The sequence below is a fragment of the Gordonia alkanivorans NBRC 16433 genome, assembly GCF_000225505.1.
In the GTDB taxonomy this organism is placed as follows: Bacteria; Actinomycetota; Actinomycetes; order Mycobacteriales; family Mycobacteriaceae; genus Gordonia; species Gordonia alkanivorans.
In genome coordinates this window covers 1-19,487 of record NZ_BACI01000084.1, presented here as the reverse complement: position 1 = coordinate 19,487, position 19,487 = coordinate 1, and the positions used below count along the sequence as shown (strand labels likewise).

The window sequence follows — 19,487 nt, the reverse complement described above, 5'->3', positions numbered from 1 at the left end:
CTGTAGATGACAGACCCTGAGAAGCCAGATCACGAGAAGCACGTGTCCGACGAGGAGACCAGCACCGAGAAGGTCGGCACCGAGAAACCCGTTGCGGATGCCACTGCCACTCCGCGCGGAAAGTCGGCGCGTCGCAGCGGTTCCGGTCCTGTGGGGCCCGAGCCTGCGACCGCGCCCGAGCCGCAGCCCGCGACCGGTAAGGAGTTCTCGCTGACGGTCACCGCGAGCGGGATCAAGCGCGCACTCGGTGCGTTCCTGGTCATCGCCCTGATCGCGGCTGTCGGGTTCCTCGGCTGGCGGACGTACACCTTGCAGAGCGAGGCGACCGCCTTCGCCGACGCCAAGACCGCCTCGGCGGATTTCGTCACCAAGCTGGTGACGACCCTCAACGCCGACAATGCGGGCAACTCCAAGGAACTGCTCGGTCCGCTGTCGACCGGGGAGCTGCGCAAGCGTCTCGAGCAGGAGCGCGCCGACACCGAGCAGAATGTCGAGGCCCTCAAGATCGAGGTGTCCTCGAAGATCAGTGTCGTCGCGGTCGAGACGGTGGAGACCGACTCCGCCAAGACGGTCGTGATGGCCGAGGTGACCGGCCGAAGCGTCAAACTACCCACCGGCGGAACCAGTCTCATGGTGTTCCGGCTCGACCTGGACAAGGAGGACGGCAAGTGGCTGGTCTCCAAGGTCGACGGCCCGCCCGGTAGCCCCAGCGGTCAGATCGACCCGTCGCAGTCGTTGCCGGGTGCCGGCGGTGCTCCCGCGCCGCAGCCGAGTCCCGCGCCGGCCCCCAACCCGGGCGGCTAGCCCGAGAGCTCAGTCGCGGACGAGGATCGCCACCGGGTGGTCGGTCCTCGCCGCGGCGAGATCGACGGTGTCGGAATGGGTGACGCCGGTGCGGACATCACGCCAGCGAGTGCCGCGCGGCAACTCGATGACGGTGTCGGCCGCCGATTCGGGTTTGAGGCTGTGGGTGAACCGCGCGGCGATCACGACGACCTCGGGTGCGTCGTCGGAGCCGCGGCCGAAGGCGATGGCGTGATCGGAGGCCGGACCGTCGACCGGCAGGCGGTGGTACGTGCTCGATGCACCGAATGCCTCCGGGTGCCCGGCGCGGACACCGAGCGCGGTACGCACGAGTTCGGCCTTCGGATGTTCCAGGGACCGAGCGAAATCCACCGGCCGTCGGTTGTCCGGGTCGACGAGTGAGTCGTCCCACCATTCGGTGCCCTGATAGATGTCGGGGACGCCGGGTCCGAGGAGTGCGATCGCCTTGCGGGCGAGGGTCTCCTGCCGCCAGGCGGAGGAGGTCCGGGCGACCAGATCGCTGACCGCGGTCGCGATCGGATCGGTGGTCACCTGGTGGATCCAGCGCTCGATCGCCGTTTCGAAGTCCTCGTCGATCTCGGTCCACGTGGTGCGGAGTCCGGCCTCACGCGAGGCCTTGCGGGCGTACTCGACGAGGCGCGCACGCAACTCATCCGTGACCTCGCCATCGGCCGGCCAGACACCGAAGATGTTCTGCAGCAGGAAGTAGCACGTCAGGTTGTCCGGGATCTCGGTCCCCAGCCAGACGCGTTCGATGACCAGCGACCATCGTTCGGGCACCTGCGAGAGGAGTGCGATCCGGGCGCGGACGTCCTCGCCCCGCTTGGTGTCGTGCGTCGACGTCGCGGTCATCGCCAGCGGCCAGCGACGGGCGCGTTGGGCGTTGTGATCGTGGAATTCGTTGAGCGACACCGCCGGATTCGCCGGATCGCCGCCCACCTCCTGAGCCGACACCAACCGCGCGGTGCGGTAGAAGAGGCTGTCCTCGACGCTCTTCGCCGTCACCGCGCCACAGGTCTGCGCCAGGCGTGAGGTCGCGGCACCGGGACTCCGGGTGGCGCGCATGATGGCATCGAGTGCTCGTGTCAGCGAGGGGTTCGCGGCGGCGATCCGTACGGCGGTCGTTTCCAGGCGCGGCCGCAGGGACGGATAGTCGGCGCGGTACACCCCGAGGGCGGCGATGAGTTCGGCGCAGGCGTCGGCGATGGATTCGGAGTCGGCGGCCGGGTCGGAATGGGTGATCGTCCGGACGAGTCGTCGCAGTTCGGTGGGGAAGGACTCGCGCAGCGTCGTCAGCTTGCGCTGGTGCTCCACCGACGCGAACCACTGCGCGTCGCCGGTGTCGCCGGTGAGGTGCTCGTTGAGTTCGGTGAGTTGCACGACGCCAGACGGTGCGACGAACAGCCCGTCGATGATCCGCATCTGGTCGTAGCCGGTGGTGCCCTCGACGGGCAGCGTCGGTTCGAGGGGCTCGTCCGGGGCGAGGATCTTCTCGATGTAGATCAGCCGGTCGTCGCCGACGTCGTGGCGGAGATTGCGGAGGTACTGCTGGGGGTCCCAGAGTCCGTCCGGATGATCGACGCGCACGCCGTCGATGAGGTCCTCGGCGATGAGCTCCCGCAGCCACCCGTGGGTGGCGTCGTAGACCGCGGGGTCCTCCTGCCGGAGGCCGGCGAGTTCGTTGACGGTGAAGAACCGGCGGTACCCGATCAGCCCGCTGTTCCACGGCACGAGCTTGTAGTGCTGGCGCGCATGGACTTCCGCGGCGGTCCCGTCCGCGGTCCCGGGGGCGATCGGGAAGGCGTGGTCGTAGTACCGCAGGTTGCCCTGCTCGTCGATCTCGAGCGGACTCAGGTCGCCGTCGGCGGCGACGACCGGCAGCGCGATCTTCCCGTCGGCGCCGTTGTCGTCGCTGAGGTCGACGTCGAAGTACGAGGCGTATTGCGACCGGTGGCCGTGACGGAGCAGGTCGGCGAACCACGGGTTGGCGAGCGCATCCGCCACACCGGTGTGGTTGGGGACGATGTCGATGATGATGCCGAGCCCGCGATCGGTTGCCGCGCGGCGGAGTTCACGCAGACCGTCGATGCCCCCGAGGACATCGGACACGGCGGGCGGCGGAAGCCAGTCGTAGCCGTGGGTGGACCCGGCCGCGGCCGTGCCGATGGGGGACAGGTAGACGTGACTGACCCCCAGGTCGACGAGGTGATCCAGCGTCGCGGTGACATCGGCGAACCCGAAGTCGCCGTTGAGTTGGAACCTGTAGGTGGCCCGCGGTGTCGGTCGTGTGCTCATCGAGGCGGTGCCCAAGGTCAGGACGTCTTCCGCAGGACGAGCACGGACCGGCCGCCGACCGTCACCGAATCTCGGCAGGCGGCGGTCAGATCCGAGTCGCCGGTCGGATGGGTGGTGTCGAGTTCACCGACCCACTCGAGGCCGTATTGTTCCGGCGGTAGATGGAAGTCGATGGGTTCGTAGTGGGCGTTGAAGCAGATGAAGAACGAGTCGTCGACGACCCATTCACCCCGTTCGTCCTTCTCGCCGAGCCCCTTTCCGTTCAGGAACACCGCGAGACTCTTGCCGAAGCCGCTGTCCCAGTCCGCGGACGTCATCTCCACACCGGCGGGTGTGAGCCACGCGATGTCGAGGGACTGATCGCCCCACCGGATCGGCTTGCCGCCGAAGAAGCGTCGACGGCGGAACACCGGATGCGCGGTCCGCAGCGCGATGGCCTTGCGGGTGAACTCCAGCAGATCGGCGTTCTCCTCGGCGAGAGACCAGTCCACCCAGGACAATTCGGAGTCCTGGCAGTACACGTTGTTGTTGCCCTGCTGGGTGCGGCCGATCTCGTCACCGTGGGCCAGCATCGGCGTGCCCTGCGACAGGAAGAGCGTCGCCAGGATGTTGCGCTGTTGCCGGGCACGCAGGGCGTTGATCTCGGGATCGTCCGTCGGGCCCTCGACGCCACAGTTCCAGGATCGGTTGTGGCTCTCGCCGTCGCGGTTGTCCTCACCGTTGGCCATGTTGTGTTTCTCGTTGTACGACACCAGGTCGCGCAGCGTGAAGCCGTCGTGGGCGATGACGAAGTTGATGCTCGCGAGTGGCCGCCGGCCGGTCGCCGCGTAGAGGTCCGACGACCCGGTGAGCCGGGAGGCGAACTCGCCCAGCGTCGACGGCTCGCCGCGCCAGTAGTCGCGCACCGTGTCGCGGTACTTCCCGTTCCACTCGGTCCACAACGGCGGGAAGTTGCCGACCTGATAACCGCCCTCGCCGATGTCCCACGGCTCGGCGATCAGCTTGACCTGGCTCACGACCGGATCCTGTTGCACCAGATCGAAGAACGCCGAGAGGCGGTCGACGTCGTGGAGTTCGCGGGCCAGCGTGGAGGCGAGGTCGAAGCGGAATCCGTCGACGTGCATCTCCAGGATCCAGTAGCGCAGCGAGTCCATGATCAGCTGCAGCGTGTGCGGATGCCGGCCGTTGAGGCTGTTGCCGGTACCCGTGTAGTCCATGTACATCTCGGGCTCGCCGTCGACGAGGCGGTAGTAGGCCGCGTTGTCGATGCCGCGGAAGCAGACCGTCGGACCCAGGTGGTTGCCCTCGGCGGTGTGGTTGTAGACCACGTCGAGGATGACCTCGATGCCCGCGTTGTGGAATTCGCGGACCATCGCCTTGAACTCGGTGACCGCGCTGGCGGGTTGATCCGGGGTCGACGAGTACTCGATGTGCGGCGCGAGGAATCCGAAGGTGTTGTATCCCCAGTAGTTTCGCAACCCCTGGTCGCGGAGGGTGAAATCCTGCATGAACTGGTGGACCGGCATCAGTTCGATCGCGGTGACACCCAGCGACTTCAGGTGATCGATGATCACCGGATGGCAGAGGCCCGCGTAGGTGCCGCGTAGGTTCTCGGGCACGCCGGGATGGGTGGCGGTCATGCCCTTGACGTGGGCCTCGTAGATGACCGTCTGGTGGTAGGGGCGATTGGGCGAGCGGTCGTTCTGCCAGTCGAAATACGGGTTGATGACCACCGAGACCATCGTGTGCCCGAGCGAGTCGAGCCCGGGCATCGGGTGCTCGGGAGCGGGCGGGTTCTCCGGAAGAGGTTCGAGTTCAACCGTTTCCGCATCGTCGGTGGCCTCGGCGACCTCGCCGTCGGTGGCCTCGGGTGCGGCCTCGTCCTCTGCCGCGTCGACCTCCGAAGCGTCGGCGTCCGCCACAGGTTCCTCGGTGGGGTCCTCGGGCGGGCCCTCCGCGTCGTCGGGCGTCGGCAGGGGGTAGGAGAACAGTGAGGCGTCACCGTCGAAGTCGCCGTGGAAAGCCTTGCCGTACGGGTCGAGAAGCAGCTTGCTCGGGTCGCATCGCAGTCCGCGGGAGGGGTCGTAGGGGCCGTGCACGCGGAAGCCGTAGAACTGTCCCGGCACCACGTTCGGCAGGTAGCAGTGCCAGCAGTAGCCGTCGACCTCTTCGAGACGGATGCGACGTTCCTTGCCGTCCCGGTCGATGAGGCACAGCTCGACGGCTTCGGCGACCTCGGAGAACAGCGAGAAGTTGGTTCCCGCACCGTCGTAGGTCGCCCCGAGCGGGTACGGGGTGCCCGGCCACACCGGGATCGGTGCGGGTTCGGGTTCGACGAGTGCGTCGGCCTGGACCGGGTCGTCCGGCATGGGGAGCGGCGGGGTGTCGCTCGTACCCGGATCCGGTTGTTCACCCGCGGTTGGCGAAGCGGTACTGCCCACCTTCGGAGACGACGTCATGGGTTGACCCTAGTCGTGTTGTGTCAGGTGGTCATCTCGGAGAGCGAAACGTCCGCCCGGAGCGGCCGGTCCGCCCGGCGGCTTATACGCGACACCGGAAGGAATGTGAAAGACGCAGGTCACGGCACCTGCGGGCCGGTCCAGGGCAGTTGGGCCTCCATCTGCCGGCCGAGCTCGTCGGTGAGACTCCGGACAAACGTGGCCGAGAGGTGATGGGGGTCCTTGTAGACGGTGATGTTGCCGATGATCGCCGGGCAGAAGTCGTCGGTGCAGATGCCGTTCGACATGTCCAGCGGGTGGAAGTCGGGGCGGGTGGCGGCGAGCTCGAGCGCCGGGTCCTCGGGTGCGAGGACGGCGGCACGTCGCGAACCGCAGCTCTCCGCGTCGCCGCCGTCGGCGAGGCAGATGGGCGTGTCGATGGTGCCCTTGCCGTTCTTCGGCCACGGCGTGTCCCGCATGCCGAACACCGGGACGCCGGCACCGAGGAAGCGATCGAAGATCGGGGTGTAGTCCGGCGGCACCCAGTCGCCGGGTTGGTAGTCGCGCGGTCGCGTCGAGTTGGTGAACACCGCGTCGGGTTTGTCGGCGATGACCTGTTCGATGACACGCTGGCCCCAGTCGTAACACTCGGGGTAGGGGACGCCGCGCTGTTTGGGGACCTCGTTGGTCGACAGCGGACAACCCATCTTCAGGTAGGTCTTGACCTTGAACCCGTTGCGCTTGCCGAGGGTGTCGAGCGCGGAGATCCACATCTCCGCGTGCGAGCCGCCGGCCAGTGCGATCGTGCGGGTGGCGTTCGGGTCGCCGTACACACCGACATGGATCTCGTTGTCGGTGAAGTCGCTCATGTATCCGTCGGTGGAGGTCTCCGGGTAGTCCTGGATGACTTCCAGCGCCGACGGTTGGGGATCGAGGGCGGGGACCGGCCACCCGTCGAGCAGGGCACGCGCACCCGGGTACGACCGCGGGTCGAGGTTCTTGGTGTCGACGACGATGTTGTCGACGTGGTTCTCCCACACCTTGATGGCGACGCCGGCCACCACGCTGCCGAGCAGCAGGATCGCCGTCACCACCGACGTGTAGGACAGCCACCGCGACCGTCCCGCGCGGTTGCCCCGGGGGAGGGCCGCCCGGTCACCGCCGCGGAGCGGGTCCTCGATGTAGCGCTTGGTGAGCCAGGCGAGACCGATCGACACCCCGAGGATGCCGACTCCCTCGAGGAAGTTCGCGTGGTTCTTGTCCCGCCAGGTGAGGTAGAAGATCAGCAGGGGCCAGTGCCACAGGTACAGCGAGTAGGCGATGGTGCCCAGCCACACCGGCCAGGTACTCGCCAGCATGCGGTTGGCGGCCGGCATCCCGTCCGGGGCGGCATGCGAACCGCGCGGCGCCTTCTGCAATGCGGTCGCGCCCGCCCAGATGATGATCAGCGTCGCCCCGACCGGAACGAGTGCCATCGGGCCCGGGTACTCGGCGACGCCGTCGATCCAGAACCCGCAGCTGACGATCAGCGCGAGGGCCGCGACGGTGGCGACGTTGCGCAGCCAGTTGGGGACGCGGAGGCTCGGCAGCCAGATCGCCAGCAGCCCACCGGCCAGCGGCTCCCACAGCCGCGAGAGCGTGGAGTAGTAGTTGTACGGCTGGTTGATGGCCATGCCGCGATGTGCCCACCAGAACGATCCCAGCGCGACCACGAAGACCGCGGCGCCGACCAGGAATCTGATGACCCGCGGGTCGGCGAACGGGCGCGCGAAGTGTGCGAGCAGCTTGAGGACGCCGGCGAACGCCAGGGCGACGAGCAGGGTCAGCAGGAAGAACTGTCCCTGCATCGACATCGACCAGATGTGCTGCAGGGGACTGTTGGCCGAACTCGCGGCCAGGTAGTCCTGGGAGTTCAGAGCCAGGTACCAGTTCTGGTAGTAGAGGGCGCTGGCCACGACCTCGTTGCCGATGTTGGCCCAGCGGGTCTGCGGCAGGACCACGACGGTGAGCACCGTGACCGCGAGGAGCACGGTGATCAGTGCGGGCAGCAGTCGCTTCAGTAGTCGCTTCAGTCGCGGCCACGGATCGAGGGTGTCGCGGAAGGTGACGTTCGGCTTCTGCGCGTAGATCGCATGCCGGAGGAGCGAACCGAGGAAGAAGTATCCCGACAGGGTGAGGAAGACGTCGACGCCGCCGGAGACCTTCCCGAACCACACGTGGAAACAGGCCACGAGGGTGATCGCGATGCCGCGCAGTCCGTCGAGGTCGGTGCGGTAGGCAGGGGTCGTCGGCGTCGAGGGGGCCGACTCCGGCGCCACTACTCGAGTCGTCGATGCCACAGAGAAGTCTTTCGGGTCGGGAACGGTTTCGGCCGGGTAGCAATGTACCCGCAGAAGCTGTGAATTCCTGAGTCGTGACGGTCGCGACACCCGGTGGAGTTGGTCACGGGGCGCAGGAATGTCAGCGACGCGCTCGGGTGCGGGCCCCGTCGAGGATGATCGTCAGTCCGTCGACGAACTCGCCGGTGAAGTCGCGGCCCGACGGTTCGATGACGCCGAGGCGTTCCATCTGTGCGCGGGTCTGTTCCTCGATGGTCAGGCCGATGACGAGCTGACAGATCGCGACGCCGGCGGCCTCCGCGTCACGCAGCGAGAGCCCGCCGGAATGTCCGGCCGCGACGATGTCTGCGGCGATGGCCTTGGTGGACAGGCCGCTGGCCCAGCTCGACGACACGACCTCGGCGCTGTCGGGCACCTCCAGCAGGGCCGCGCGCATCCCGGTGGCGAGCAGCCGCAGCCGCTCGTCCCACCGCAGATCGGCGGCGGGGATCGTCACCGCGCCCAGGATGTCGTCGGCCAGAGCGGCCAGCAGGGTCTGTTTGTTGGGGAAATGCCAGTACAGGGCGTTGGGGCGAACCCCGAGCTCCGTGGCGAGCCGGCGCATCGACAGGTCGGCCAGGCTGTGCTCGCGCAGGATGTCGCGGGCGGCGCGGAGGACGTCGGTGCGGCTGTTGCTCACGCGGTCAGCGTAGTGACCCCGATCGGGCCGCCCGACGCGAGCCACCTGTACACCGTCCAGGCTCTCCCTGTACGGTGTTCAGGAATCCTGGACGGTGTCCAGGCGATCCGGGGAGAGCAGGAGGAGTGCGTCGTGGACCAGGCCGAGGTCAGCCGCGTCGACGCCGAGCACATCTGGCATCCCTACGGGGCACTGCCCGCAACGACCGAACCCCTGGTGGTCGCGTCGGCGTCGGGGGTTCACCTGGAGCTGGCCGACGGACGATCGGTGGTCGACGGCATGAGTTCGTGGTGGGCCGCGATCCACGGTTACCGGCACCCGCGCCTCGACGCCGCGGCCGCCGTCCAGATGGGGCGCATGTCGCATGTCATGTTCGGTGGCCTCACCCACGAACCCGCCGCGCGGCTCGCGCAACTCCTCGTCGAACTCACCCCCGAACCGTTGCAGAAGGTGTTCTTCTGCGATTCGGGATCGGTCTCGGTCGAGGTCGCGGCGAAGATGGCATTGCAGTACTGGCGGAGCCGCGGGGAGACGCAGCGCACCCGTCTGCTGACCTGGCGCGGTGGCTACCACGGGGACACCTTCACCCCGATGAGCGTCTGCGACCCCGACGGCGGCATGCACGCGATGTGGTCGGCGGTGCTCGCACGGCAGGTCTTCGTCGACGCACCTCCGGCCGACTTCCGACCGGAGTACGTGGCCACCCTGGAGGACGCGGTCCGCGAGCACCGCGACGAGCTCGCCGCCGTCATCGTCGAACCGGTCGTCCAGGGCGCCGGCGGTATGCGCTTCCACGACCCTGCATATCTGTCCGCCCTGCGCGACATCTGCGACCGTCACGGCGTCCTGCTGATCTTCGACGAGATCGCCACCGGCTTCGGCCGGACCGGAACCCTCTTCGCCGCCGACGCCGCGCGGGTCGCCCCCGACATCATGTGTGTCGGCAAGGCGCTCACCGGCGGATACATGACGCTCGCGGCGACACTCTGCACGTCCCATCTCGCCGAGGTCATCAGCGCGGGGGAGGCCGGCGGACTCGCCCACGGCCCGACGTTCATGGCCAACCCGCTCGCCTGCGCGGTGGCCGTCGCCGCGATCGAGCTGCTGCTGGAGACGCCCTGGGCCGAGCGCGTGGCGGAGATCGGTGCGGGCCTCGCCGAGGGGCTGGCGCCGTTGCGGGACCTCGACGGCATTGTCGACGTCCGCGTACACGGTGCGATCGGCGTCGTCGAACTCGACCGTCCCGTCGACATGCCGGCGGCCACCGCGGCCGCGATCGACGCCGGCGCGTGGCTGCGGCCCTTCCGCAACCTCGTCTACACGATGCCGCCGTTCATCTGCACGCCCGAGGACGTCGCGACGATCGTCCGCGGAATCTCCGCAGCCGTGCGTGCCACGCTCGGCGAAACATCCTCTGCATCTTCCGAACTCGTGGGGGCGCGATCATGACGATCACCTCGGGACAGCCGGTGGCCGGCCAGGATGTCACCTCGGGTGAGGTCGGACTCGCCTGGCTCGCCCGTGCCGCACGTGATCGTGCCGAGGCCGGCCTGCATCGCGAGCCGCATGTCCGACGAGCCGGTGCCGACGCCGTCAATCTCGGCTCGAACGACTACCTCGGACTGTCGACGCACCCCGACGTCATCGCCGGTGCGCAGGCCGCGGCCGCGCAGTGGGGTGGCGGGTCGACGGCGTCGAGGCTCGTCGTCGGCACCACCGCGGCCCATGTCGACCTCGAGAACGAACTGGCCGATTTCCTTGGTTTTCCTGCAGCACTAACCTTTTCGTCTGGCTATCTCGCCAACGTCGGTGCGGTGACCGCACTCGCCGGACGCGGCGATTTGATTGTCAGTGACACCGGGTCGCATGCGTCGCTGATCGACGGGTGCCGCCTGTCTCGGGCACGCGTGGTGGTCGTCGACCGCGGCGATCACGAGGCAGTACGGGCCGCGCTTGCCGCGCGCACCGAGGAACGTGCTCTCGTGGTCACCGACTCGGTGTACAGCATCGACGGTGAGCCGGCCCCGGTCGCCGACCTGTACGCCGCGGCCCGCGCGCACGGTGCGGTGCTGCTCGTCGATGAGGCCCACGCCGTCGGCGTTCGCGGTCCCGGTGGACGCGGGCTCGTTGCCGAACAGGGACTTTCCGGTGCGCCGGATCTGGTGGTCACCACGGTCTTGTCCAAGTCCTTCGGGGCGCAGGGTGGGGTGGTCCTCGGACCGGAGATCCTCCGGTCGCACCTGATCGACTGCGCGCGCCCGTTCATCTTCGACACCGGACTGAATCCGGCGGCGGTCGGCGCGGCTCGTGCCGCACTACGAGTACTGCGGGCCTACCCCGCGCTGCCGGACCGGTTGCGGGACAACGCTCGCCACCTGGCGCGCGCTTGCGGCGTCGACGAGCCTGCCGCCGCCGTCATCTCGATCATCGTCGGCGATCCGCAGCGAGCCGTCGACGCGGCCGCGGCCTGCCGTGATCGCGGAGTCCTAGTCGGGTGCTTCCGCCCGCCGTCGGTCCCGCCGGGCACATCCCGCCTGCGGATCACCGTCCGCGCCGACCTCGACGCCGCGACTCTCGACCACGTCGCCGAGGTCGTCGACGCCGCGCTACGTGAGGTGGGTGCCCGATGAACGCACAGCCATCTCCGGCCCGAGGTCGCGTCCTTGCCGTCACCGGTACCTCGACCGACGTCGGCAAGACGGTCGTCACCGCCGCCCTCGCCGCTGCGGGACGCATGGACACCGTCGCCATCTGCAAACCCGTCCAAACCGGCGTCGCCCCAACCGAACCCGGCGACCTCGCCGAAGTCGTGCGCCTGGCGGGGGACGTGAGTGCGGTCGAGTCCTATCGCTACCCCGAGCCGCTCGCACCGGACACCGCGGCGCGGCGTGCGGGTATGCCGCTCGCCGATCCGTCGGTGATCGTGCGCGCGGTCGACGACCTCGCGGCCACCCACGACCTCACCCTCGTCGAAGGGGCCGGTGGGGTCCTGGTGCGGCTGGGGGAGTCCGCGACGATCCTCGACATCGCCGCCGAGACCCTCGTGCCCGACACAGGCGACGGCGTCGTCATCGTCGTGGCTCCCGGCCTCGGTGCCCTCAACCACGCCGAGCTGACCGTGAATGCGGTGCGCGCACGGGGACTCCGGCCGGCGGGGCTCGTGATCGGCTGGTGGCCGGAGGAGCCCGACCTCGCCATGCGCTGCAACCGATCCGACCTGCCGCGGATCACCGGTGTCCCGGTGGTGGGTGTGCTGCCCGCCGGGGCTGCCTCCCTCGATCCCGCGGAGTTCCGTCGAACCGCCCCGACGTGGTTCGACCCCGACTGGCTGGCCGGATCACTCACCAGTCGTCGGGCCTCGTTCGCCCACACCCCGTAGCTCGATCCAGCCCGCCCGAACCGATTCCAGTACAAGGAGTTCAGCCCCGTGACACAGGCAACCGTCGACACCGCCCACGACGCACAGACGTCCGATGACATCCTCGCCACCGCCCGCGAACAGGTACTCGAGCGTGGTGAACCGCTCGACCGTGAGCAGGTCCTGGCCGTGCTGCGCCTGGACGACGATCGCCTGACCGAGCTGCTTCAGCTCGCCCACGACGTGCGCATGAAGTGGTGCGGTCCGGAGGTCGAGGTCGAGGGCATCATCTCGTTGAAGACCGGTGGCTGCCCGGAGGACTGTCACTTCTGCTCGCAGTCGGGACTTTTCGCCTCGCCGGTGCGCAGCGCCTGGATCGACATCCCGTCGCTGGTGGAGGCCGCCAAGCAGACCGCCAAGACCGGTGCGACCGAGTTCTGCATCGTCGCCGCCGTCCGTGGCCCCGACGAGCGTCTGCTGAGCCAGGTCGCCGCCGGCATCGAGGCGATCCGCAACGAGGTCGACATCCAGATCGCCTGCAGCCTCGGGATGCTCACCCAGGAGCAGGTCGATCAGCTCCGCGACATGGGTGTGCACCGCTACAACCACAACCTGGAGACCGCGCGCAGTCACTTCCCGAACGTCGTCACGACGCATACGTGGGAGGAGCGTTGGGACACGCTGCGCATGGTGCGCGAAGCGGGCATGGAGGTGTGCTGCGGCGGCATCCTCGGCATGGGGGAGAGCCTCGAGCAGCGCGCCGAGTTCGCCGCCGACCTGGCCGCACTCGAGCCCGACGAGGTGCCGCTGAACTTTCTCAACCCCCGCCCGGGTACGCCCTTCGGTGACCTCGAGGTGCTCCCGGCGTCCGAGGCGCTCAAGTCGGTGGCCGCCTTCCGCCTCGCCCTGCCGCGCACCATCCTGCGCTTCGCTGGCGGTCGCGAGATCACCCTGGGCGACCTCGGGGCCAAGCAGGGCATCCTCGGCGGCATCAATGCCGTCATCGTCGGCAACTACCTGACGACGCTCGGCCGGCCTGCGGAGGACGACCTCGACCTCCTCAGCGATCTGTCGATGCCGATCAAGTCGCTCAACGACACGATCTGACCTCTCCGCCACTCCCGACCTTCCCAGACGATCGGTAGCGTGTTCTTTCATGATCGACACCGTCCCGGGGCCGCTCGCCGAACCGTGCAGGTTCGGCGTGTACACCGGCCTCGAACTGGAACTGCAGGCACCCGACGCCATCCCGCCGGCCGCGCGACTGGGGCTTGAACCGCCGCGTTTCTGCGGACAGTGCGGACGTCGCATGGTCGTGCAGGTCCGTCCCGACGGCTGGAGCGCACGATGCTCCCGCCACGGGACGGTCGACTCGGCCGAACTGGGTCGTCGGTGAGCGGTCCGGTGTCCGGACGGCGTCCCGCCCGGCCGGTCACGACCCTGCTCACCGTGACCGCGGTGGTGATCGTGCTCGGCGGGGTCGCCGGCGGGATCTGGGCGCTGGTTACGCCGCCGACCACCGGCGTCGTCCTGAAGGGTCTGACTCGCGACGGCATCTCGACCGATTTCGACGGTGTCGGTGCCTTCGCGCTGATCATGTTCACCTACGGCGGCATCGCCGCACTGGTCGCGTGGGCTGCGGCGCGGCCGTGGCGAGGCGTCACCGGTTTCCTGGTGCCGGCCGCCGGCACGGTGGCCGGCTCCGCGCTCGGCGCGCAGGTCGGAATGTGGCTGGCGGGCTTCCGGTTCGACGATGACCTCGCCGGACCTCCGCTGGAGTCGGTCTACCGCGTGGTGCCCGAACTCTGGCTCGACGGCGGTACACGCGCCGGACACAGCGCGCCCTGGACGCTGCTCATCTGCGCGCCGTTCGCGTGTGCGCTCGTCTACCTGGTCTGCGTCTTGTCCTCACGTACAGCAGATCTCGGCGTCGGGGATCTCGACGACGAGCACCCCGCCGACGATCCTCCCGGGTCGGCGGTCACATCGGCGGACGCAGCGTCGCGAACTCATCTGTGACGCGTAACTCGTTGTCGGCGAAGGCATAGAGCGCCGGCGGCCGCCCGCCGGACCGGCCCGTCTTGCCGACGGTACCGGTGGACACCACCACGGCGCGTCGGCTCAGGATGCGCAGCAGGTTGGTCGTATCCACCGGGTAACCGAGTGCGGCGCAATAGATCTCCGACAGCTCCGACATCGGGAACTGCTTCGGTGCCAGCGCGAAAGCGATGTTGGTGTAGGAGAGTTTGGCCGCCAGTCGATGCCGGGCGGTGTCGATGATCTCGGCGTGGTCGAAGGCCACCGGCGGCAACGCGTCGACGGCGAACCAGGCCGCCCCCTCGGGCAGGGTCACCGGGCTGTCCGAGCGGACGAGACCCATGTAGGTCGACGCGATCGTGCGGACTCCGGGAACGCGTGCCGGATCGGAGAAGACCGACAGTTGCTCGAGGTGAGCGATGTCGCGGACGTCCATCGTGTCGGCGACGAGGCGTCGCGCGACGACCGACAACGTCTCGTCGCCGGCGACATCGCCGCCCGGCAGTGACCAGCGGCCGGGTTCGGTGGCGGTGCGGGAGAGCAGGACGCAGAGCGCGGCGTGGACGTCGCAGCCGTCCGCGGAAGGCGGGGTGCGGACCTGGAAGACGACGCTGAGGACCTCGACCCGTAGACCGGTCGCGTTGTCCGACGCTTGTGAGCCGTCGGAACTGGAGGGATCGGACCCGGCGGCTGGCATGGCGTCGATTGTATGGCCCCCGACGCCGCGTGATCAGCGAACCTTCGACGTCAACACGCGTGCCGCGCCGTCGGTGACCGCGATGGTGTGTTCGCTGTGCGCACCGCGAGAGCCGTCGAACGATCGGATCGTCCAGCCGTCGGCGTCGAACTTGATGCGGTCGGTGCCGAGCGTGAACCAGGGTTCGAGCGCCAGTGTCAGCCCGGGCCGCAGTTTCATTCCGCGACCGGCCTTGCCGATGTTCGCCACATGCGGGTCCTCGTGCATGGTGCGCCCGAGGCCGTGGCCGCCGAACTCCGTGTTGACGCGGTATCCGTAGGACTTGGCGACGGTTCCGATCGCGGCGGAGATGTCGCCGAGCCGGGCGTCGGGGCGGGCGGCGTCGATGGCCGCCGCCAGGGCCTCCTCGGTCGCCCGGACGAGACGCTGATCCTCCGGGCGGGGTGTGCCGACGATGACGCTGCGGGCGGAATCGGCGACCCAGCCGTCGATCGAGACCGCGATGTCCATGGACAGCAGGTCGCCGTCGGCCAGGACGTAGTCGTGGGGGAGGCCGTGCAGGACCGCATCGTTCACCGACAGGCAGATGACGTTGCGGAAGGGGCCGTGGCCGAACGAGGGCGAGTAGTCCCAGTAGCAGGATTTCGCGCCGCGATCGGCGATGAGGTCGCGGGCGCGCTGCTCGAGGTCGAGGAGATTGACCCCGACGTCGGCCCGTTCCGCGAGGTCGGCGAGCAGGTCCGCGATGAACGCGCCGGTCACCGCCATGGCGTCGACCTCGGACGGTGACTTCAGCTCGACCATTCCCATTTCCCCTTCGCTGACGTTGGCGGTATGCGGTATAGAAATACCGGACTCTCGGTATATGTATACCGCATCGGCTAGGATCGTGGGCATGGTCCGCAACCCGTTGACGCCGGAACAGATCGACGCCGGCCGCCGTCTGGGCGCCCGGCTGCGCGAACTCCGTGGCGCCCGTCCTCTCGGTGAGGTGGCCGTCAGCGCGGGGATCTCCCCGGAGACGCTGCGCAAGATCGAGACGGGCCGCATGCCGACGCCCGCGTTCGCCACCATCGCCGCGCTCGCTCGGTCGCTGAACACCTCGCTCGACGACCTGGCGGCGGTGCATGACGACACCGTCCTCGACGCCGAGGTGGCGCGCGCCGGGTGACGCCGCGTCCGTCGGGCCTCACCTACGCGGAGGTCGGTGCGACCGCCGGAGAGCTGCCGGCGGGTTATCACCATCTGCGGCGATCGCGCGTGATCGGTGCGAGCGAGGGATGTTTCACCACCGTCGCAGACCGAATCCTGAACTGGGACATGCACCGTCGCGCCGGGATCGGCGTCGACGCCTCCACTCCTGCTGCCGAGGTCGGTGCCACGGTGTCGATGCGTCTGGGCGTGGGCCCCGTGCGGATCTCTGCCGCGTGTCGGGTCATCGAGGTGATCGATTCGGGGTCGATCGATTCGGGGGCTGAGCGCGGCTTCGCCTACGGGACCCTGCCCGGTCACCCGGAGATCGGGGAGGAGCGGTTCTGGGTTCAGCGACTCCCGGACGACTCCGTGGTCGCGCACATCGTCGCGTTCTCGAGACCGGGCCGCTGGTTCACGCGACTCGGTGGCCCGATCGGGCGGGTGGCGCAGTCGCGGATCGCCGAGCGGTACCTCGACGCCCTGATGTGCTCCTGACCGGTCGGCCTGCTCTGGCGCGAGGGACGACGGGAATGAACCGGGTGTGGTGAATGTTACGATGCATAGCGTTTTCGACCATGAGTCGAAAACCTGCTTCGGACACACGGCCCGTGCTCCGGGGACACCGATGACCCGGTGGTGGTAGACGCCCGCCGGGACAGCCAGAGGAGTGGCAATGAGCATCACCAGTGATCGCCCGGCGGCCGTGGCCGCCCCCGGGCTCCTCGATGCCGAATGGTTCGACGCACCGGGCGGCTACGCCGGCGTCGAACCGACTCAGGAGTGGGCAGACGAGGTCCGGCGCCTCGCTCGTGCCCGCAATGCGACGCTGCTCGCGCACAACTACCAGCTTCCCGCCATCCAGGACGTCGCCGATCACGTCGGTGACTCCCTTGCCCTGTCGCGCATCGCGGCCGAGGTGGACTCCGACGAGATCATCTTCTGCGGTGTCCACTTCATGGCGGAGACAGCCAAGATCCTCAGCCCTGAGAAGCGGGTACTCATCCCCGACGAGCGTGCCGGCTGCTCGCTGGCCGACTCGATCACCGCCGACGAACTGCGCGCCTGGAAGGCCGAGTTCCCGGAGGCGGTCGTCGTCTCGTATGTGAACACCACCGCCGAGGTGAAGGGTCTGACCGACATCTGCTGCACCTCGTCGAACGCCGTCGACGTCGTCGCCTCGATCGACCCGGACCGCGACGTGCTGTTCCTCCCGGACCAGTTCCTCGGTGCGCACGTCAAGCGGGAGACCGGCCGGGACAACATCCACATCTGGGCGGGCGAGTGCCACGTGCACGCCGGCATCAACGGTGACGAGCTGGCCGACCAGGCCGCGTCGCACCCCGATGCAGACCTGTTCATCCACCCCGAATGCGGCTGCGCCACTTCGGCTCTCTATCTGGCAGGTGAGGGTGCCGTGCCCGAGGATCGCGTGAAGATCCTCTCGACCGGCGGCATGCTCGACGCCGCGCGGGAGACCGGCGCCAAGCAGGTTCTCGTCGCCACCGAGATCGGCATGCTGCACCAGCTCCGCAAGGCCGCACCGGGGGTCGACTTCCAGGCCGTGAACGACCGCGCGTCGTGCCCCTACATGAAGATGATCACCCCTTCCGCACTGCTGCGCTGCCTGCGTGAGGGCCGCGACGAGGTATTCGTCGACGTCGACGTCGCGGAGAAGGCTCGCAAGAGCGTCGAGCGGATGATCGCGATCGGTAACCCGGGGTCGGGCGAGTGACCGGAAGCTCTGCGGTGAGTGAGGGTTTCATCGGTCAGGCTTCGGTCGGCGGTGCACTGGATCTGGTCGTCGACGATGAGATCCGTGCGCTGATCCGAACCGCACTCGACGAGGATCTGCGGTACGGCCCCGACGTCACCACCACGTCGACGGTCCCCGCCGGCGCTGTCGTCGACGCCGCGATCGTCAGCCGTGCACATGGCGTGATCGCCGGTGTGCCGGTGGTGGTCGCGGTGTTCGACGAGGTCATCGGTCCGGGCAACTTCGAGGTGACCGACGCCGTCGCAGACGGCAGCGTCGTCGAACCCGGCGATGTCGTCCTGCGCGTCCACGCTCCGACGGCCGCACTCCTGACGGCCGAACGCACCGCGCTGAACCTGATCTGCCATCTGTCCGGGATCGCGACCGCGACCCGGGCGTGGGTCGACGCGGTCTCCGGCACATCCGCGCAGATTCGTGACTCCCGTAAGACGCTCCCCGGCCTGCGACTGCTGCAGAAGTATGCGGTCCGCGCAGGTGGGGGAGTCAACCACCGCATGGGTCTCGGCGACGCCGCACTGATCAAGGACAACCACGTCGTCGCCGCCGGTTCCGTCGCAGCGGCGCTGGAAGCGGTTCGCGCCGCAGCTCCGGGCCTTCCCGTCGAGGTCGAGGTCGACTCCCTGTCCCAGCTGGACGAGGTCCTGCCGCTCGAGCCGCAGCTCGTGCTGCTCGACAACTTCGAGCCGTGGGAAACCCAGATGGCCGTGCAGCGACGCAACACCCACTCGCCGCAGACCAAGCTGGAGAGCTCCGGTGGTCTGACGCTCGACGTTGCCGAGGACTACGCCCGCACGGGCGTCGACTACCTGGCCGTCGGTGCACTCACCCATTCGGTCACGGTGCTCGACCTCGGGCTGGACATCCCCGCGCCGTAGTCTGACGACGTCAGTCCGCGGCGTCATAGGCCTCACTGAGCCACCGGTGGACCTCCTCGTCCACCTCCGCGGCCCCACGCACCTCCAGGTGGTGCATCCACACGCGCGGTGAGGGGTGCGCGACTTCCTTGAAGCGGGCAGAGTCGATGCGGTGCGGAAGGGCGATCGACAACACCGCTGGTACTTCGGATCGCAGGTACAGGCCGGGACGCCACACGAAGGCGAAACCGGTCCGACGTCGAAAGTTGACTTGGCTCTTCGTAACTCGGACGGTGATGTCGTCTCCCAGTTCATGAATGGCGTCCTCGACCGCACGGTGGATCGACAGGCCCACCGGCGAGCCTGCAAAGAAGTCCTCGACCTTGTGCGGGGTGTCCATGGTCATTCTGGCTCCAGAATCGCACGGAATCCTCGACGACGGTCCACCACCTTCTTCACGACCGCGATTCTCACCGGTGCGGGTAGGCGGCGGCGAGGAGTATCGAGGCGAGGGTGGCTTCGGCGTCGGAGGCGTTGCGGAGGTCGATGATCTGGCGCATCTGGAGGCGTGGGGTATCGCCGGACTCCGGTTCGGGTCCGTGGATCTCGTTGCGTACCTGTTTGAGTTGTTCGTTGAATCGGCGGGGGATGTCAGGTCGGCGGTTGATGCGTTCGGGGTTGGGTGGTGCGCCGGGTTCGGCGTTCAACCGCCAGGCGCAGCGGCCTTCGTCGGGGCCTTCACGGACCATGCGGGTGGTGTAGCCGCCGGGTTCATTGCTGACCATGCGATTGTGTTTCGGGCACGCCGGTGCGAGGTCGGTGATGTCGGTGAGTCCACCGAGACCCCAATCCAGTTGCGCGTGGTGCATTTCCACGTGCGCGGCGGATATGCCGCAGTCGGGGGTGGAACAGACCTCGCCGTCGGGTCGGGCGAAGGACACGAGACGTTGTTCACGGGTGGCCAACCTCTTGCCGCGTCCGAAGTACAGCGGGACGG

The 19,487-nt window shown here is 68.4% G+C and carries 18 protein-coding genes and 1 pseudogene; 11 read left to right on the top strand and 8 right to left on the bottom strand.

The features are described 5' to 3' along the window. Nucleotides 1-6 precede the first annotated feature (6 nt). Complete coding sequence (locus tag GOALK_RS14875; RefSeq protein ID WP_006359652.1) at nt 7-804, top strand: hypothetical protein; 798 nt, start codon at nt 7-9, stop codon at nt 802-804. A gap of 9 nt (nt 805-813) precedes the next feature. Here the strand turns inward: GOALK_RS14875 and treY are convergent, their stop codons facing one another. The 4 genes from treY to GOALK_RS14855 all read right to left on the bottom strand — a co-directional run bounded on the left by treY (nt 814) and on the right by GOALK_RS14855 (nt 8,576). Next, a complete protein-coding gene (gene treY / locus GOALK_RS14870; RefSeq protein WP_035752764.1) occupies nt 814-3,120 on the bottom strand; it encodes a malto-oligosyltrehalose synthase in 2,307 nt (768 codons plus the stop codon). Nucleotides 3,121-3,137: 17 nt separating this feature from the next. Then, the gene (gene glgX / locus GOALK_RS14865; RefSeq protein WP_035752618.1) at nt 3,138-5,579 is read right to left on the bottom strand and encodes a glycogen debranching protein GlgX; all 2,442 of its coding nucleotides are present in this window, start codon (nt 5,577-5,579) and stop codon (nt 3,138-3,140) included. A gap of 119 nt (nt 5,580-5,698) precedes the next feature. Next, nucleotides 5,699-7,876, bottom strand: coding sequence for an acyltransferase family protein (locus tag GOALK_RS14860; RefSeq protein ID WP_006359649.1), 2,178 nt, complete (start codon nt 7,874-7,876; stop codon nt 5,699-5,701). Between the two features lie 142 nt (nt 7,877-8,018). Further along, nucleotides 8,019-8,576, bottom strand: coding sequence for a TetR family transcriptional regulator (locus GOALK_RS14855; protein WP_006359648.1), 558 nt, complete (start codon nt 8,574-8,576; stop codon nt 8,019-8,021). Nucleotides 8,577-8,708: 132 nt separating this feature from the next. Here GOALK_RS14855 and GOALK_RS14850 point away from each other — a divergent pair, with 132 nt between their 5' ends. The 6 genes from GOALK_RS14850 to GOALK_RS14825 are packed head-to-tail and all read left to right on the top strand — an operon-like array spanning nt 8,709 to nt 13,953. Further along, entirely contained in the window at nt 8,709-10,025 is a 1,317-nt protein-coding gene (locus tag GOALK_RS14850) for an adenosylmethionine--8-amino-7-oxononanoate transaminase (RefSeq protein ID WP_006359647.1), read from the top strand. Beyond that, nucleotides 10,022-11,206, top strand: coding sequence for an 8-amino-7-oxononanoate synthase (locus GOALK_RS14845; RefSeq protein ID WP_006359646.1), 1,185 nt, complete (start codon nt 10,022-10,024; stop codon nt 11,204-11,206). Before GOALK_RS14850 ends, GOALK_RS14845 begins: the two co-directional genes overlap by 4 nt. Next, on the top strand, nt 11,203-11,955 hold the full coding sequence (gene bioD / locus GOALK_RS14840) for a dethiobiotin synthase (protein WP_006359645.1): 753 nt from the start codon (nt 11,203-11,205) through the stop codon (nt 11,953-11,955). Before GOALK_RS14845 ends, bioD begins: the two co-directional genes overlap by 4 nt. 48 nt (nt 11,956-12,003) lie before the next feature. Continuing rightward, nucleotides 12,004-13,041, top strand: a complete 1,038-nt coding sequence (gene bioB, locus GOALK_RS14835; protein ID WP_006359644.1) for a biotin synthase BioB — start codon at nt 12,004-12,006, stop codon at nt 13,039-13,041. Between the two features lie 49 nt (nt 13,042-13,090). After that, on the top strand, nt 13,091-13,330 hold the full coding sequence (gene bsaP / locus GOALK_RS14830) for a biotin synthase auxiliary protein BsaP (protein WP_005198868.1): 240 nt from the start codon (nt 13,091-13,093) through the stop codon (nt 13,328-13,330). Further along, nucleotides 13,327-13,953, top strand: a complete 627-nt coding sequence (locus tag GOALK_RS14825) for a DUF2567 domain-containing protein (protein WP_006359643.1) — start codon at nt 13,327-13,329, stop codon at nt 13,951-13,953. The genes bsaP and GOALK_RS14825 overlap by 4 nt, the downstream gene beginning before the upstream one ends. On the opposite strand, the gene GOALK_RS14820 is transcribed toward GOALK_RS14825, so the two are convergent. Both GOALK_RS14820 and map read right to left on the bottom strand, forming a co-directional pair. Then, nucleotides 13,916-14,668: an NUDIX hydrolase gene (locus GOALK_RS14820; RefSeq protein WP_006359642.1), complete on the bottom strand. Its 753-nt coding sequence runs from the start codon at nt 14,666-14,668 to the stop codon at nt 13,916-13,918. The genes GOALK_RS14825 and GOALK_RS14820 overlap by 38 nt on opposite strands. A gap of 33 nt (nt 14,669-14,701) precedes the next feature. Further along, on the bottom strand, nt 14,702-15,472 hold the full coding sequence (map, locus tag GOALK_RS14815; RefSeq protein WP_035752613.1) for a type I methionyl aminopeptidase: 771 nt from the start codon (nt 15,470-15,472) through the stop codon (nt 14,702-14,704). 91 nt (nt 15,473-15,563) lie between these two features. Between map and GOALK_RS14810 the strand changes: the two genes are divergently transcribed. From GOALK_RS14810 to nadC, 4 genes are all read left to right on the top strand, one after another. Next, entirely contained in the window at nt 15,564-15,839 is a 276-nt protein-coding gene (locus GOALK_RS14810) for a helix-turn-helix domain-containing protein (protein WP_040004234.1), read from the top strand. Beyond that, entirely contained in the window at nt 15,836-16,357 is a 522-nt protein-coding gene (locus GOALK_RS14805; RefSeq protein ID WP_006359639.1) for a DUF1990 domain-containing protein, read from the top strand. Before GOALK_RS14810 ends, GOALK_RS14805 begins: the two co-directional genes overlap by 4 nt. 178 nt (nt 16,358-16,535) lie before the next feature. Further along, on the top strand, nt 16,536-17,594 hold the full coding sequence (gene nadA / locus GOALK_RS14800; RefSeq protein WP_006359638.1) for a quinolinate synthase NadA: 1,059 nt from the start codon (nt 16,536-16,538) through the stop codon (nt 17,592-17,594). 14 nt (nt 17,595-17,608) lie between these two features. Continuing rightward, nucleotides 17,609-18,511: a carboxylating nicotinate-nucleotide diphosphorylase gene (nadC, locus tag GOALK_RS14795; RefSeq protein WP_081474350.1), complete on the top strand. Its 903-nt coding sequence runs from the start codon at nt 17,609-17,611 to the stop codon at nt 18,509-18,511. Nucleotides 18,512-18,521: 10 nt separating this feature from the next. On the opposite strand, the gene GOALK_RS14790 is transcribed toward nadC, so the two are convergent. Both GOALK_RS14790 and GOALK_RS14785 read right to left on the bottom strand, forming a co-directional pair. Further along, the gene (locus tag GOALK_RS14790) at nt 18,522-18,896 is read right to left on the bottom strand and encodes a DUF5655 domain-containing protein (RefSeq protein ID WP_006359636.1); all 375 of its coding nucleotides are present in this window, start codon (nt 18,894-18,896) and stop codon (nt 18,522-18,524) included. A 64-nt stretch (nt 18,897-18,960) separates the two neighbouring features. Beyond that, nucleotides 18,961-19,487 (bottom strand): annotated as a pseudogene (locus tag GOALK_RS14785) (HNH endonuclease); the annotation flags it as partial.